This is a genomic window from Bacillus thuringiensis (assembly GCF_022095615.2).
In the GTDB taxonomy this organism is placed as follows: Bacteria; Bacillota; Bacilli; order Bacillales; family Bacillaceae_G; genus Bacillus_A; species Bacillus_A cereus_AG.
Genome location: NZ_CP155559.1, coordinates 2163444 through 2179131 on the forward strand (window position 1 = coordinate 2163444; position 15688 = coordinate 2179131).

The window sequence follows — 15688 nt, forward strand, 5'->3', positions numbered from 1 at the left end:
ATTAGTGAATATTTAGTTTTATTTATCAAAAAAATTTGTGGTTTTATAAAAAATAAAATACATCGTATTGTGAAAAAATTTTTCTATTTGCATCTAAATATTAAAATATCACAATCTAAAAATATTATAAAATGAGACATGATTTTTATAAAAGAAGATGATAAAACAGTTGTAAGTTGCATTGAAACTAAACATTATAATAGCTACTTACGTATTTAATAATTCGTTTTTTGTATTTCGACCTTCGTTTTCTGTAACTGATTCCATATTTTTGACGCTCTATCTTGTAAGTGCTTACATAAGCGGAAACATCTTATACAATGAAGGTGTTAAATCAAAAGAGGTGACCAAAATGAACATGAAAAAACAAAACTTAGCGAAAAGCATTGAAATAGAAAGAGGAGGCGGAAAAGTATGAAAAAATCAACTGTTAATCCATGGCTTGTTGTCCTTGGCACAGTCATCGTACAAATGGGACTTGGGACGATATATACATGGAGTTTATTCAATCAGCCTTTAGTCAGTAAATACGGTTGGAGTCTTAACGCTGTTGCAATAACTTTCTCAATTACTAGTCTTTCCTTAGCGTTTTCAACTTTATTTGCGAGTAAATTGCAAGAAAAGTGGGGACTTCGTAAACTTATTATGATAGCTGGACTAGCATTAGGACTAGGATTAATACTTAGTTCACAAGCTTCCTCATTACTATTGCTTTATGTACTAGCAGGAGTTGTTGTAGGTTATGCAGATGGTACAGCATATATCACTTCATTATCCAATTTAATAAAGTGGTTTCCAAAGCGTAAAGGTTTAATTGCTGGTATTTCTGTCTCTGCATATGGTTCGGGTAGCTTAATCTTTAAATATATTAACGCACAGTTGATTGAATCAGTTGGTGTATCACAAGCGTTTATATACTGGGGTTTAATTGTTACAGCTATGATTGTAATTGGTGCTTGTTTAATTCATCAAGCTGCAGATCAAGGAGCGGTTCAAGAAACAAAAACTAAGGAATATACAACGAAAGAAATGTTAGGCACAAAGCAAGTTTACTTATTATTTATTATGTTATTTACATCATGTATGAGTGGTTTATACTTAATTGGTATGGTAAAAGACATTGGTGTTCAACTTGTAGGGCTTAGCGCAGCGACAGCAGCTAATGCGGTGGCTATGGTTGCAATCTTCAATACATTAGGTCGTATTATTCTAGGGCCGTTATCAGATAAAATCGGCCGATTAAAAATCGTTACTGGTACTTTTGTTGTTATGGCGACTTCAGTCTTGGTTTTAAGTTTCGTTGATTTAAATTATGGTATCTACTTCGTATGTGTAGCAAGTGTAGCGTTTTGCTTTGGTGGAAATATCACTATTTTCCCAGCTATTGTTGGTGATTTCTACGGTATGAAAAACCATAGTAAGAACTATGGAATTGTGTATCAAGGATTTGGATTTGGAGCGCTTGCAGGTTCCTTTATCGGTGCACTTCTAGGTGGATTCAAACCAACATTCATGGTGATTGGCGCATTATGTGTCGTATCATTTATTATCGCAATTGTAATTCAAGCACCTAAACAGAAAAAAGAACAAGAGGAAGAGTATCGCAGTGTAGCATAAGTATATAAATCTTCTATCACACTATAATTCATAAAAAAGCATCCTATTAAATAGGGTGCTTTTTTTATGAATTATAGTAACGAGGTTATATAATCTTTGGGATTTCTGAGGAAAAAAGCGAGTGAAATACTAATTTGGATTATATTGGAATATTAAAAGGTGATACATTATATTCGAAATACGTATTAAATCTTAAATTATAAACACAACATGCATCGATAATTGCAAGATATGCTTTCTCGATATTTTCAGAAAAATGTTGAGAAAATATACAATCGTTTTTTTTGTAAGGTTTTGAAAATGAAGGTATCTACAGTTTATTTTCTTCAATTTTAAAAAGAAGAGTATGAATTATATTTTTAATGTAAGTACGTATTAATGCTTTTAAATGTAATTGTATTGAGAAGTATTAAAATATTTTATCTGAAAAATAAAAATAGGTTGACAAGTTTATTGAGAAACATTATCATTGCGATGTAAGAATGTTAAATGAAAAACATTATCAATAAATATTAATTTGATGAAAAGTACACTTGACCAATTAGTTTAGTAAGTGTATTATTTTTTACATCGATAATGATAATCATTATCATTATTTACTTGATTAGATTAATTTTCATATGAAAGGATAGAGGAAATGAACTTAGGGGAATTTGATGGAAAAACGGTTTTAGTAACAGGGGCCGCCCAAGGTATAGGCAGTGTTGTGGCAAACATGTTTGTAGAAAGAGGGGCTACAGTTATTGCGGTTGATCAAAATGAAGAGGGGTTAAACGTACTCTTAAATCAAAATGAAACACGTGTAAAAACGTTTCGTTTAGATGTAAGTGATAGTGCCGCTGTTGAAGATATGGTAAACGGTATTGAAAATGATATAGCACCGATAGATATATTAGTAAATGTTGCAGGGGTTTTACGTATGGGAGCGATTCACTCTTTAAGTGATGAAGATTGGAATAAAACATTCGCTGTAAATTCTACTGGAGTTTTCTATATGTCCCGAGCCGTAAGTAAGTATATGATGCAAAGAAAGTCAGGGGCAATTGTCAGTTGGTTCAAATGCAGCAAATACTCCGAGAATGGAGATGGCCGCGTATGCTGCATCAAAAGCTGCAACGACGATGTTTATGAAGTGTTTAGGATTGGAACTTGCAGCATACAACATTCGCTGTAACTTAGTTTCTCCAGGTTCTACTGAAACTGAAATGCAAAGGTTACTATGGGCTGATGAGAATGGAGCAAAAAATATAATTACTGGTTCTCAAAGTACATATAGACTCGGTATACCGTTACAAAAAATTGCACAGCCTTCAGAAATTGCTGAAGCAGTATTGTTTTTAGCTTCAGATAAAGCAAGCCACATTACAATGCACAACTTATGTGTCGATGGCGGAGCTACATTAGGCGTTTAATAAAAAAATCAGGGGGTTACTATACTATGAATGAATTTACGGCTGTAAAGGAACTGTCAGAAAAACTTTTAGAAGATTATAAGACTGAATCTTCATTCTTTTTTTCTTCGCCTAATCGAACAATATTGACAGAAGGAGAGATTACTACAGTAAAACATCGTGAAATTGAAAGTTTTCCAGAACTTGTACAGGCAGTATTACGTAATGCAAAACAAGCTGGACATCCGAATCCTATCGTTGTCGGTGCTTTGCCATTTGATCGTAGAAAAGAAGTTCAACTTATCGTACCAGAACAGAGCAGATTTGCTGAACGTTTACAGTTAGAGATTACAAATGAGATAGAACGAAAGGAGCAACTGGCATTTGAAATGACACCAGTCCCAGAGCCTGAAGTGTATATGAATGGTGTGAAGCAAGGAATTGAAAAAATACAGGACGGAGATTTAAAGAAAATCGTTCTATCCAGATCGTTAGATGTTAAATCTTCCGAAAAGATTAATAAGCAAAAACTTCTTCGAGAATTAGCAGAGCATAATAAGAATGGTTATACATTTGCTGTTAATTTACCGAAAGATGAAAACGAGAATAATAAGACTTTAATTGGAGCAAGCCCTGAATTACTCGTTTCACGTAATGGTATGCAAGTTATGTCTAATCCGTTAGCTGGTTCAAGACCACGTAGTGATGATCCGGTAGAAGATAAAAGAAGAGCAGAGGAATTACTTTCTTCTCCAAAAGATTTACATGAACATGCAGTAGTAGTGGAAGCGGTTGCCGCTGCACTGCGTCCGTATTGTCATACATTACACGTTCCAGAAAAACCATCCGTTATTCATAGTGAAGCGATGTGGCATTTGTCTACTGAAGTGAAAGGTGAACTTAAGGATCCAAATACTACTTCTTTGGAATTAGCAATTGCTCTTCATCCTACGCCAGCAGTTTGCGGAACGCCGATGGAAGAAGCGAGAGAAGCTATTCAAAAAATTGAGCCATTTGACCGTGAATTCTTTACAGGAATGTTAGGATGGAGCGATTTAAATGGAGATGGTGAATGGATTGTTACAATTCGCTGTGCTGAAGTGCAAGAAAACACACTTCGATTATTTGCAGGAGCGGGAGTTGTTGCTGAGTCAAAACCAGAAGATGAGTTAGCAGAAACATCAGCTAAGTTCCAAACAATGCTGAAGGCTCTAGGGTTAAGTGATAATTCGCTGAATGAAAAATAGGGGGAAGAAAGAATGTTATCAGGTTTCACGGAATGGCCAGAAGAATTTGCAAATCGTTATCGAGAAGAAGGATGTTGGCTTGGAGAAACATTTGGTTCGTTGTTAAGAGAACGTGCTGAAAAGCATGGAGATGAAATTGCAGTTGTAAGTGGTAATACGCATATAACGTATAGTGAGCTTGATAAAAAAGTAGATCGCTTAGCTGCAGGTTTACTGAATTTAGGAGTAAAGAAAGAGGACCGAGTTGTTCTTCAGTTACCTAATATTATAGAGTTTTTTGAAATATGTTTTGCGCTATTTCGGATTGGAGCACTTCCTGTCTTTGCACTACCTTCACATCGAAGTAGTGAAATTAGTTATTTTTGTGAGTTTGGTGAGGCGAGTGCTTACGTTATTTCAGATAAGGCTCTCGGCTTTGATTATCGAAAACTAGCAAGAGAAGTGAAAGAGAAAGTATCAACTTTACAACATGTAATTGTAGTGGGAGAAGAAGAAGAGTTTGTGAACATAAGTGATCTGTATATAGATTCCGTTCCATTACCAGAAGTTCAGCCAAGTGATGTTGCATTTCTCCAATTATCAGGGGGGACAACAGGACTTTCTAAATTAATTCCTAGAACGCATGATGACTATATCTATAGTTTACGTGTTAGCGCTGAAATTTGTAATTTGAATAGGGATAGCGTATATATGGCTGTTCTTCCAGTAGCGCACAATTACCCGATGAGTTCTCCAGGGACATTTGGAACTTTCTATGCAGGTGGAAAAGTAGTGTTGGCAACTGGAGGTAGTCCAGATGAGGCATTTGCTCTTATCGAAAAAGAAAAAGTGACGATTACTGCCCTTGTTCCGCCATTAGCAATGATATGGCTTGATGCTGCATCTTCTCGTAATAACGACTTATCGAGCCTAGAAGTTATTCAAGTAGGTGGTGCTAAATTTAGTGCTGAGGTTGCAAAACGTATACGCCCTACATTTGGTTGTACATTACAGCAAGTGTTCGGTATGGCAGAAGGGTTAGTAAATTACACAAGATTAGATGATCCGGAAGAAATTATTATTCATACACAAGGTAGACCGATGTCTACATTTGATGAAGTACGAGTTGTTGATGAAAATGACAAGGATGTAAAACCTGGTGAAGTAGGTGGTTTATTAACACGAGGGCCATATACAATTCGTGGCTATTATAAAGCGGCAAAGCATAATGAAAGGTCATTTACTGAAGATGGATTTTATCGTACTGGAGATCTTGTAAAAGTAAATGAACAAGGTTACATCATTGTAGAGGGTAGGGATAAAGATCAAATTAATCGTGGTGGTGAGAAAGTTGCTGCGGAAGAGGTTGAAAATCATATATTAGCACATGATGCAGTACATGATGTTGCAATTGTATCAATGCCTGACGATTATTTAGGGGAACGTACTTGTGCATTTGTTATAGCTCGCGGACAAGCTCCGACAATAAGTGAATTAAAAAAGTTTTTAAGAGAACGCGGTATAGCAGCTTATAAGATTCCGGATCGAATTGAATTTATTGAATCATTCCCGCAAACAGGTGTTGGAAAGGTAAGCAAAAAAGAGTTACGTAAAGTCATTGCTGAAAAACTTATTACGGTAAAACGATAAAAAATATAAAAATTGGAAGGAAGTGATTAGATGGCTATCCCATCTATTTCAGTATATAAAATGCCAGTTGAATCAGAACTACCAAAAAATAAAGTGAACTGGACGCCAGATCCGAAACGTGCGGTTCTTCTAATCCATGACATGCAAGAATATTTTCTTGATGCATATAGCGATACAGAGTCACCAAAAGTAGAACTCATTTCAAATATTAAGATGATAAGAGAAAAATGTAAGGAGCTTGGTATACCAGTTGTTTATACAGCACAACCAGGTGGACAAACGTTAGAACAGCGAGGATTATTACAAGACTTCTGGGGCGATGGTATTCCTGCTGGACCAGATAAAAAGAAAATTGTCAATGAACTTACTCCTGATGAGAATGATATCTTCTTAACAAAATGGAGATATAGTGCATTTAAAAAGACAAATCTACTAGAAATTTTAAATGAACAGGGAAGAGATCAACTTATTATTTGCGGTATTTATGCGCATATTGGCTGCCTTTTAACAGCTTGTGAAGCGTTTATGGACGGTATAGAGCCATTCTTTGTAGCAGATGCAGTTGCTGATTTTTCATTAGAGCATCATAAGCAAGCATTGGAGTATGCGTCTAGTAGATGTGCAGTAACGACATCCGCCCATTCACTGTTAAAAGATCTACAAAGTGAAAAAGGTGATAAGAGTGAAGGGATTACTTTACAGGAAGTACATGAACTAGTTGCACAATTACTTCGTGAACCAGTAGAAAGTATTGAGACTGATGAAGATTTATTAAATAGAGGACTTGATTCGGTCAGAATTATGAGTTTAGTAGAGAAGTGGCGTCGCGAAGGAAAAGAAATCACTTTTGCGGATTTAGCAGAGAACCCAACCGTTGTCGATTGGTACCGCTTATTATCTCCGCAAACAGAACATGTACTTTAATATAGACTACATAATAAAGGGGTAGTAAAGAATGCCTAATAGTCAAAAGGTTCGTTATTCGTTATCATCTGCGCAGACTGGTATGTGGTTTGCACAGCAATTAGACCCGCTTAATCCGATTTATAATACTGGGGAGTATGTTGAAATAAGCGGAAATATTAATAAAGAAATTTTTGAATTAGCAGTACGTAAAGTTGTAACAGAAGCAGAAGCACTACACGTTCGTTTCGAAGAGGATGAAATGGGCCCATGGCAAGTTATGGAAGAATTACAGTGTCATATGCATTTTATTGACGCTCGTAAAGAAGAAAATCCTGAAGAAGCTGCTAAAGTATGGATGAAAAATGATTTATCTATGCCAGTCGATTTGAAAACAGATACATTATTTACTGAAGCACTTATTCAAGTTGAAAATAATCGTTTCTTTTGGTATCAGCGCATCCATCACATTGTGATGGATGGCTATGGATTTTCACTTCTTAGCCAAAAGGTAGCGAAAGAGTATACATCACTTATAGAGGAAACAAACAAGAATGAAAAGTCTTTTGGTTCTATTTCAAAAATTGTACAAGAAGATATTGAGTATCAGGAGTCTAAACAAATTCAGGAAGATCGTACTTTTTGGTTAGAGAAATTTGCTGATGAACCAGAAGTTGTAAGTTTGGCAGAACGAGCGCCGAGAACATCAAATGGATTTTTACGAGAAACCGCGTATTTATCCAGATCTAGCACGAAAACATTACTAGAAGATATTAATGTTTCGTTAACAAGTTGGCCAGAATTTATTGTCGCTGTAACAAGTATTTATATGCATAAATTAACAGGTGCAAATGATATTGTTTTAGGTTTACCGATGATGGGGCGTATCGGTTCTGCATCTATTTATACACCGAGTATGGTAATGAATTTAGTACCACTTCGTCTCACTGTAACTCCAAATATAACTCTTGCGGAATTATTACAGCAAGTTTCTAAAGAAATCCGAGACGTACGTCGTCATCATAAATATCGTCATGAGGAATTAAGAAGAGACTTAAAGTTACTAGGTGAAAATCAAAGGTTATTCGGGCCATTAGTGAATGTTATGCCTTTTGATTATGGGCTTAACTTTGCTGGTAATCGTGGTATTACACATAATTTATCAGCAGGACCTGTTGATGATTTATCGATAAATGTTTATAAACGTTTCGATGAAAATGAGTTAATGATTCATTTTGATGCGAACCCGGAGGTATATAGTGATTCGGAACTAGCATTGCATAAAGAGAGATTTATGAATGTATTAGAATTAGTGATAAATGATTATGAAAGAGATACGTCGATTGGAAATATAAACATTACTCTTCCTGAAGAAAATCATAAAGTTTTATTGGAATGGAATGAAACTAAGGAAGCTGAAGAGTTAATCTCTCTACCTATATTATTTGAAAAACAAGTACAAAAAAATCCAAATAAAATAGCGATTACATGTAACGGAGTAGACCTTACGTATAAAGAGCTAAATGAAAGGGCAAATGAACTAGCGAACTATTTAGCAGAAGAAGGTATAGGGCCAAATCAGTTTGTAGCTTTAGTATTTCCAAGATCAATAGAAATGGTAGTTAGTATGCTAGCAGTCTTAAAGGCTGGTGCAGCGTATTTACCAATAGATCCAGAATATCCAGCCGAGCGAATAAATTATATAGTAAATGATGCAAGGCCAGTTTGTATTATAACGCATTCATCGGTCACATCAACTTTAGTTATAGAAAATGATATAAAAAAAATCGAATTAGATCGAGAAGAAACAGAACTAGCATTAAAAGCATATTCTCATATGAATCTACCATTTAGAAATGAAGAATCACTTTTAAAGCCTGCGTATACAATTTACACTTCAGGCTCAACTGGAAATCCAAAAGGTGTAATTGTTCCTATGAAAGCTTTAAGTAACTTTTTATTGTCCATGGATGATATGTTTTCATTACATGAAAATGATCATTTATTAGCAGTTACAACATTTGCGTTTGATATTTCTGCTCTAGAGATTTATTTACCTCTTATTAGTGGTGCAAGTATAACAATTGTACAAAAGGAGGTAATTCAAGAACCTTCTGCGTTAACGGCAATGATACAAGAAGAAAGAGTAACAATTATGCAAGCTACACCTACGTTATGGCAGGCGTTAGTAACTGAATATCCAGAGAGGCTACAAGGGCTAAATGTGCTCGTAGGTGGTGAAGCGCTTCCGGCCCATTTAGCAAATACATTAAAAGAATTAGGTTGCTCTATTACAAACTTATATGGACCAACTGAAACGACTATTTGGTCTACTGTCATGAACATTGATGAAAATGAAATTGGTATACCTCCTATTGGAAAGCCAATTTGGAGTACAGACGTGTATGTATTAGATGCAGGTTTACAACCAGTTCCACCTGGAGTAATTGGGGAATTATATATTGCGGGGGAAGGGCTTGCGAACGGATATTTAGGAAAACCAGAGTTAACGGCTGAACGGTTTGTTGCAGATCCTCATGGAAAACCAGGGAAGCGTATGTACCGCACAGGTGATCTGGTGAAATGGCGTAACGATGGTGTGTTAGAGTACATGAGCCGCGCAGATCATCAAATTAAAATTCGTGGTTTCCGAATTGAATTAGCTGAAATTGAAATGGTATTACAACGACATGAGTATATTCAACAAGCGGTAGTAATGGTACGAGAAGATCGCCCAAATGATAAACGAATCATTGCGTATATCGTTGCCGAAGGGTATGAAGGGATTAACCTTTCAGAAATTCGTACTTATGTTTCAGAAAGTTTAGCGAATTATATGGTGCCATCGGCATTTGTTGTGCTAGAAGAATTACCATTAACGCCAAATGGTAAGGTTGATAGAAAGAAATTACCTGCTCCTGATTTTAATGAAACGAACAAGGAGAGAGTTGCTAGAAATCCGAAAGAAGAAATATTATGTGATTTATTTGCAGAAGTACTTGGTGTTTCTCGCATTAGCATTGATGATAATTTCTTTGAAATGGGTGGCCATTCGCTTCTTGCATCTCGTCTAATGTCAAGAATTCGTGAAACGTTAAGTGTTGAATTAGGAATAGGAAAACTATTTGAATCGCCAACTGTTGCTGAACTTGTGAAACAATTGGATCAAGCAAAAACTGCAAGACCAGCTATTAAGAAAGTAAGTAGACCAAATGAAGTTCCACTTTCATTTGCACAGCGCAGGTTATGGTTCTTAAATTGTTTAGAAGGTCCAAGTCCTACTTATAATATTCCATTAGTTATTCGTATTTCTGGAAAGTTGAACGAGGAAGCATTGCAAGGTGCCTTTTACGATGTAGTTGAGAAACATGAAACGCTTAGAACGATTTTCCCTAACGTATTAGGGAGTTCCTATCAGAAAATTTTAGATATGGAAAATTTAAATTTAGAAATGATTATAACAAGAACGTGTAAAGATGAATTAGAAAGTGTGCTTGTAGAGGCGGTAAGATATAGTTTTAAACTTGATGTTGAACCAGCAGTTCGTCTGCAACTATTTACAGTGAATGAAAACGAACATGTATTACTAATTTTATTGCACCATATTGTAGGGGATGGCTGGTCATTACAACCGTTAACGAGAGATTTTACAGCGGCATATAAAGCACGATGTCAAGGTAACAGAGTTCAGCTAGAGACACTTCCAGTTCAATACGCAGATTATGCACTTTGGCAACAACAATTGTTAGGTGATGAAACTACACGAGAGAGTCTTATTTCAACACAATTAGATTTTTGGAAACAAGAGCTAAAGGGTTTACCAGATCAATTGGAGTTACCTACAGATTATCAGCGTCCAATTGAAACGAGTTACCGCGGAGAAACAGTTCATTTTCAAATAGATGCAAGTATGCATAGTAGGTTAGTAGAGCTTGCACGGAAAAACGGAGTTAGTTTGTTTATGGTGTTGCAAGCAGGGCTTAGTGCGCTATTTACAAGATTAGGTGCAGGTACTGATATACCAATCGGAAGTCCAATTGCTGGAAGAAACGATGATGCCCTCTCTGACATAATCGGTTTATTTGTAAATACATTAGTGTTACGTACAAATACATCAGGAGATCCAAGTTTTAAAGAATTATTGAATAGAGTGAAGCAAGTAAATCTTGCAGCTTATGAAAATCAAGATGTTCCATTCGAACGACTTGTTGAAGTGTTAAACCCAGTACGTACTCGAAATAGTCATCCGCTGTTTCAAGTTATGTTAGCTTTCCAAAATACACCAGAAGCAACCTTTGATGCTCCAAATATAGAATCAATCCTTGAAATCCAAAGCGTCGGATCTGCGAAATTTGATCTAACATTTGAAATTAGCGAGAGTAACGGAGTTGATGGTACGCCAAATGGATTACACGGGTTACTAGAGTTTAGTACTGATTTATATAAACGTGAAACGATTCAAAAATTAATAGAAAGATACATGCTGTTATTAGACGATGCAGCAGAAAATCCGAATCAATCAATTGGAAGATTAGAAATATTAACTGTAGCAGAGAAAAATACAGTGTTAGAAAAGTGGAATGGTGGTTTTCAAATTGTACCAGAAATGACCTTATCACAATTATTTGAAAAACAGGCTTATATAAATCCAAATTCTATTGCTGTAGTCTTTGAAGATGAAAAATTAACTTATGAGGAATTGAATAAAAAAGCGAATAAAATAGCTCGATTGCTAATAGCAAAAGGAGTCGGTCCTGATCAACTCGTTGCATTAGCAATGCCAAGATCATTAAACATGGTTGTAAGCTTATTAGCTGTTCTTAAAGCTGGTGCTGGATACCTTCCGTTAGATCCAGATTACCCAGCAGACCGCATTTCATTTATGCTACACGATGCGAAACCATCATGTGTTTTAACGAATTCAGAAGTGGAAATTGAATGTGATGTGGCACTAAAAGTTTTAGTTGATGATGTGAAAGTGATAGCAGAAGTTGAGAAATATAGTGAAGAAAATATTGATGAAGTGGAACGAATTAAGCCATTATCTCCATCACATATTGCTTACGTTATTTATACGTCAGGCTCAACGGGTAGACCGAAAGGTGTTATGATACCTCATCAAAATGTAGTAAGACTTTTAGGAGCAACTGATCATTGGTTCCAGTTTGACGGAAACGATGTTTGGACGATGTTCCATTCATACGCTTTTGATTTCTCGGTTTGGGAAATTTGGGGACCTTTATTATACGGAGGGCGTTTAGTTGTAGTGCCACATACTATAAGTCGCTCACCGAAAGAATTTTTACAGCTTCTTGTTAAAGAAAAGGTTACGGTTTTAAACCAAACTCCATCAGCGTTCTATCAATTGATGCAAGCAGATCGTGAAAATGAAGAGATTGGCCAAAAATTATCTTTACGATATGTTGTTTTTGGAGGAGAAGCACTTGAGCTAAGTCGCTTAGAAGATTGGTATAATCGACATCCTCATAACGCACCAAAGCTTATTAATATGTACGGTATTACGGAGACGACAGTACATGTTAGTTATATTGAATTAGATGAAACTATCGTCTCTTTACGAGCAAATAGTTTAATTGGGTGCAGTATACCTGACCTTAAAGTGTATGTGTTAGACAACTATTTACAACCAGTGCCACCTGGAGTAGTTGGAGAAATGTATGTTGCAGGTGCAGGGCTTGCGCGTGGATATTTAGGAAGAGCAGGATTAACGGCTGAACGCTTTATCGCAGATCCATTTGGAAAGCCAGGTACAAGAATGTATCGTACAGGAGACTTAGCTCGCTGGCGTAAAGATGGGACGCTAGATTATATAGGACGTGCAGATCATCAAATAAAAATTCGTGGATTCCGAATTGAATTAGGAGAAATAGAAGCAGTCATAATGAAGCACTCTAAAGTTGAGCAAGTAGCCGTTATTGTACGGGAAGATCAACCAGGGGATAAACGGTTAGTTTCTTATATCGTTGCATCAAATAATGAAGCGATTGATACGAATGAAATGCGTCAGTTTACTAGTGGTAGTTTACCAGATTATATGGTTCCATACGCTTTTGTAGTAGTAAATGAGTTACCTTTAACTCCAAACGGTAAATTAGATAGAAAGGCATTGCCAGCTCCAGAATTTATCGCATCATCTTCTAGTCGTGGTCCAAGAACACCGCAAGAAGAAATGTTATGTGACTTGTTTACAGAAGTGCTAAGTGTAACTCAAATTGGAATTGATGACGGATTCTTTGATCTTGGTGGTCATTCACTCCTTGCAGTACAGCTTATGAGCCGCATTAAAGAGGCGCTTGGAGTGGAACTAAACATTGGTACTTTATTTGCAGCACCGACTGTTGCAGGGTTAGCTGAAAGACTTGAGATGGGGAATGGTCAAAGTGCACTTGATGTGTTGCTGCCATTACGAGCAAGCGGAGAGCAATTACCACTATTTTGTGTACACCCAGCAGGTGGATTAAGTTGGTGCTATGCAGGACTTATGAAATCTTTAGGAACAGATTATCCAATCTATGGTGTCCAAGCACGTGGTATTGCTAAAAATGAAGAACTTCCAAAAAGTTTAGAGGAGATGGCGGCGGATTATTTAAAACACGTTCGTGAAGTACAGCCTCACGGACCATATCGTTTACTCGGTTGGTCGCTCGGAGGAAATGTTGTCCATGCAATGGCAGCGCAACTACAAAATGAAGGGGAAGAAGTAGAATTACTCGTTATGCTAGATTCTTACCCAGGTCACTTCCTACCGAATACAGAAGCGCCTACTGAAGAAGAAGCGTTAATCGCATTACTTGCTCTAGGTGGATATGATCCAGATAACATGGATGGTAAACCGCTTACGATGGAAAGTGCGGTTGAAATACTTCGTAAAGATGGAAGTGCATTAGCAAGTCTTGAAGAAGAGACTATTTTGAATTTGAAAGAAACATATGTAAATTCGGTAGGATTGTTAGGGAAATACGTACCGAAAGTTTATAACGGAGATATTTTATTCTTTAGATCCACTGTTATACCAGACTGGTTTGATCCTATCTCTCCAAATACGTGGCTAAATTATTTAGACGGGCAAATTGTGCAACATGATATTGATTGTAGGCATAAAGATTTATGTCAGCCGGGTCCGCTTACAGAAATCGGACAAGTACTGGCGAAATTTTTGCAAAATAAGAAAGGGGTAAGTACAGTATGACGAATCCGTTTGAAAATGATAATTACACATATAAAGTATTAAAAAATGAGGAGGGTCAGTATTCTCTCTGGCCTGTCTTTCTGGATGTACCTATTGGCTGGAATGTTGTACATGAAGAAGCTAGTAGGAAGGATTGTTTACAATATGTTGAAAATAACTGGGAAGATTTGAATCCAAAAAGTAATCAAGTTGGCGAAAAAATATTAGTAGGAAAACGATAATGAAGGTAAAAATAAATCCAAAAGTAGTTGTAAGTATCGTATATATAACAGCGATGTTTATGGCTGCGATGGATGCAACAATTGTGAATGTAGCACTACAAACGATAAGTAAAGAATTACAAGTGCCTCCATCTGCAATGGGGACGGTTAATGTTGGGTATTTAGTTAGCTTAGCTATTTTCCTTCCGGTTTCTGGTTGGTTAGGAGATCGCTTCGGTACGAAAAGAGTATTTCTAACTGCTCTTTTCGTATTTACAACTGCGTCTGCATTATGTGGAATAGCGAACGATATTACTTCATTGAATATTTTTCGTATCATGCAAGGTGTTGGTGGCGGACTTTTAACACCAGTTGGGATGGCGATGTTATTCCGAACATTTTCACCAGAGGAAAGGCCGAAAATTTCACGGTTTATTGTGTTGCCAATTGCTGTCGCACCGGCAGTAGGGCCGATTATTGGAGGTTTTTTTGTTGATCAAATGTCTTGGCGCTGGGCATTTTATATTAATGTACCGTTTGGAATCGTAGCGTTACTATTCGGTCTACTATTTTTAAAAGAACATATTGAAAAATCAGCTGGTCGCTTTGACTCTCTCGGTTTTGTTCTTTCAGCACCAGGATTTGCGATGCTAATCTATGCACTTAGTCAAGGACCATCAAAAGGCTGGGTTTCTCCAGAAATTATGAGTACTGGGATAGTTGGGATTGTATGCATTACGTTGTTCATCATTGTGGAACTTAGAGTAAAGCAACCGATGTTAGATTTACGTTTATTAAAAGAACCTGTCTTTAGAAAGATGAGTTTTATTTCATTGTTTTCATCAGCTGGTTTATTAGGGATGTTATTTGTTTTTCCACTTATGTATCAAAATGTAATAGGAGTGTCCGCACTGGAATCAGGTCTTACGACATTTCCAGAGGCGATTGGGTTAATGATATCGTCACAGATTGTGCCATGGTCATATAAGAACTTAGGAGCTCGAAAGGTAATTTCTATTGGATTAATTTGTACGGCGATTATCTTTGTTTTATTAAGTTTTGTAAATCACGATACGAATCCTTGGCAAATACGAGCATTATTGTTTGGTATAGGTATTTTCTTAGGTCAATCTGTTGGAGCAGTTCAATTTTCTGCATTTAACAATATCACGCCACCTTCTATGGGGAGAGCAACGACTATATTTAATGTGCAAAATCGATTAGGTTCAGCGATAGGAGTTGCTGTTTTAGCTAGCATATTATCTGGGTTTGGAAGTAATGAAATACGGAATCATGCACAGTCAGATTTCTTACCATATCAAGCCGCATTAATTGGATCAGCAATGTTTTTACTCGTAGCATTACTATTTTCTTTACGTATTTCTGACAAAGAGGTAATGTCAAAGAAGAAAGAAAAAATGTTATCCGAATCAAAACAACAGAAAGCACTTGTCAATGAATAACAATTGATATTCGTTGTATAAAGGAGAG

At 36.5% G+C, this 15688-nt stretch carries 7 protein-coding genes and 1 pseudogene; all 8 read left to right on the forward strand.

Annotation, left to right across the window (positions count from 1 at the left end; translation table 11 throughout):
- The first annotated feature begins 414 nt into the window (after window positions 1–414).
- The 8 genes and pseudogenes from KZZ19_RS11150 to KZZ19_RS11185 all read left to right on the forward strand — a co-directional run bounded on the left by KZZ19_RS11150 (window position 415) and on the right by KZZ19_RS11185 (window position 15660).
- Window positions 415–1617 carry an L-lactate MFS transporter gene (locus KZZ19_RS11150; protein ID WP_088096370.1) on the forward strand — a complete coding sequence of 401 codons (1203 nt, stop codon included), beginning with the start codon at window positions 415–417 and terminating at the stop codon, window positions 1615–1617.
- Between the two features lie 637 nt (window positions 1618–2254).
- Window positions 2255–3029: pseudogene (gene dhbA / locus KZZ19_RS11155) on the forward strand (2,3-dihydro-2,3-dihydroxybenzoate dehydrogenase).
- Between the two features lie 26 nt (window positions 3030–3055).
- Window positions 3056–4255, forward strand: a complete 1200-nt coding sequence (gene dhbC / locus KZZ19_RS11160) for an isochorismate synthase DhbC (RefSeq protein WP_098342555.1) — start codon at window positions 3056–3058, stop codon at window positions 4253–4255.
- 12 nt (window positions 4256–4267) lie between these two features.
- Window positions 4268–5884 carry a (2,3-dihydroxybenzoyl)adenylate synthase gene (locus KZZ19_RS11165; RefSeq protein ID WP_237981070.1) on the forward strand — a complete coding sequence of 539 codons (1617 nt, stop codon included), beginning with the start codon at window positions 4268–4270 and terminating at the stop codon, window positions 5882–5884.
- A 30-nt stretch (window positions 5885–5914) separates the two neighbouring features.
- On the forward strand, window positions 5915–6808 hold the full coding sequence (locus KZZ19_RS11170; RefSeq protein WP_237981071.1) for an isochorismatase family protein: 894 nt from the start codon (window positions 5915–5917) through the stop codon (window positions 6806–6808).
- Between the two features lie 31 nt (window positions 6809–6839).
- Window positions 6840–13997, forward strand: a complete 7158-nt coding sequence (locus KZZ19_RS11175) for an amino acid adenylation domain-containing protein (protein ID WP_237981072.1) — start codon at window positions 6840–6842, stop codon at window positions 13995–13997.
- Window positions 13994–14218: an MbtH family protein gene (locus KZZ19_RS11180; protein ID WP_237981073.1), complete on the forward strand. Its 225-nt coding sequence runs from the start codon at window positions 13994–13996 to the stop codon at window positions 14216–14218. The genes KZZ19_RS11175 and KZZ19_RS11180 overlap by 4 nt, the downstream gene beginning before the upstream one ends.
- Window positions 14218–15660, forward strand: a complete 1443-nt coding sequence (locus KZZ19_RS11185; RefSeq protein WP_237981074.1) for an MDR family MFS transporter — start codon at window positions 14218–14220, stop codon at window positions 15658–15660. The genes KZZ19_RS11180 and KZZ19_RS11185 overlap by 1 nt, the downstream gene beginning before the upstream one ends.
- Window positions 15661–15688 lie beyond the last annotated feature (28 nt).

What these genes read in the sequence shown, in the direction of transcription:
- KZZ19_RS11170 (WP_237981071.1), top strand. Translation starts at nt 5,915, where the DNA reads ATGGCTATCCCATCTATTTCAGTATATAAAATGCCAGTTGAATCAGAA.
- dhbC (WP_098342555.1), top strand. Translation starts at nt 3,056, where the DNA reads ATGAATGAATTTACGGCTGTAAAGGAACTGTCAGAAAAACTTTTAGAA.
- KZZ19_RS11180 (WP_237981073.1), top strand. Translation starts at nt 13,994, where the DNA reads ATGACGAATCCGTTTGAAAATGATAATTACACATATAAAGTATTAAAA.
- KZZ19_RS11175 (WP_237981072.1), top strand. Translation starts at nt 6,840, where the DNA reads ATGCCTAATAGTCAAAAGGTTCGTTATTCGTTATCATCTGCGCAGACT.
- KZZ19_RS11165 (WP_237981070.1), top strand. Translation starts at nt 4,268, where the DNA reads ATGTTATCAGGTTTCACGGAATGGCCAGAAGAATTTGCAAATCGTTAT.
- KZZ19_RS11185 (WP_237981074.1), top strand. Translation starts at nt 14,218, where the DNA reads ATGAAGGTAAAAATAAATCCAAAAGTAGTTGTAAGTATCGTATATATA.
- KZZ19_RS11150 (WP_088096370.1), top strand. Translation starts at nt 415, where the DNA reads ATGAAAAAATCAACTGTTAATCCATGGCTTGTTGTCCTTGGCACAGTC.